This is a genomic window from Nostoc sp. MG11 (genome assembly GCF_014904695.1).
In the GTDB taxonomy this organism is placed as follows: domain Bacteria; phylum Cyanobacteriota; class Cyanobacteriia; order Cyanobacteriales; family Nostocaceae; genus Komarekiella.
This window is the reverse complement of the sequence record NZ_JACXXN010000176.1, coordinates 1-1273: the sequence shown is the minus strand read 5'-3', so window position 1 is coordinate 1273 and position 1273 is coordinate 1. Positions and strand designations below refer to the sequence as shown.

General features: G+C 46.0%; 1 protein-coding gene. It reads right to left on the bottom strand.

From position 1 onward, the window contains the following. The coding region (locus HCR01_RS37920; RefSeq protein WP_193201014.1) for a hypothetical protein at nucleotides 1-1171 on the bottom strand (1171 nt) is incomplete at its 3' end. Nucleotides 1172-1273: the final 102 nt, after the last annotated feature.

Below are 1273 nucleotides of genomic sequence, written 5' to 3'. Positions count from 1 at the left end.
CTACAGATAGATTCCACTGCTTCTCAAATTTGCTGATTGTTGCCCTCATGCTGGCGTAATACTTGCTGTCTAGCAAATATTGAATTACCCACAATGGGGGGCATTCTCCAACGTTTGCTCTATCCAACCATTCAAATATCTCACCTTGATTTAATGACACGGGCGCGGCGGAACAAGTGCCTTCATGACAGTTTCTCGGCTCAAAACCAGAAACTTGATTTTCCCCCGACAACGAAGCAGAATTATTTTGTTCTACTTCCTCCTGTGTTTGATTAGCGATCGCAGAATTTAGAGAAAATTCATTTTGAGCGACGGGCGCGGCGGAACAAGTACTTTCATGAAAGTCCCTCGCCTCAACACCACAGTCCTGCTTTTCAGCTAACAACGGAGCAGATTGACTTGGTGCAGCATCAACGAGCGCCAGCGTCGTGCAGTTTATTGCCGTAGGCAATTCTTCAAGTTCTGACGCGCTTTCGATACGTGAAGGCGACGCGCCCCTCAAGGGCGCATGAGCCGTTTCTTCAACACGCAGATTTTCGGTTAGCGCGTCAGAACCAACTACCATACCAACAACCTTAGTTGGTTGTTGGTAGGTAGTTAACGGGTAGTTAAAAACGTTGTTAGGATTTTGAAACCCGCAGCATATCTCACTTTTTTGACCATTCTTTTGGAATGATTCCAAATCAGACTGAATTTGTTCCACTTTCGGGTGCTTTTCATTCCGTCCGGGCGCATTTGTTTTCTCCCCGGCGTGGACGGCTTTCTCGTCACAAGAATTGGTTTCCGCAGACGTGGACGATTCCCAGTAAAAACGATTGTAATAACCGTGCAAGTTACGAACACGGTAGCTAATCAGTCCAGGTCTACCGGAGGGCAATCGACCAAACACTTCCTCAAACTGAAACAATCCTTGAGCCGTTAACGCCGCACCTGCTTTTTGCAAAGATTTGTAGGTGAGGTTAGTATCGAGTTTATGGGCAGAACCCCCGAATTGTTCAGCCGCCACACTATCTAACCAAAGCTGCTGCACAGATGGAGGCTGCTGACGAACCCAGTTAATATCCTCAATCGATACTTTGCAATGTGGTCTAATCGATTTATCTTCTGAAGCTTGTTTGCGCTCGTTTCGCTGTTTGCTGCCACCGTTGATTGCTTTTAATACTGTAGTCATATTCCCCTCCTAAATTTTTCCATGACAATGTGAGCGACATTGCACCCATGCCGCGTTTAAGTTTTTTAGCTATCTCAAAGCGAGTCTTTATTTACTGGTTCT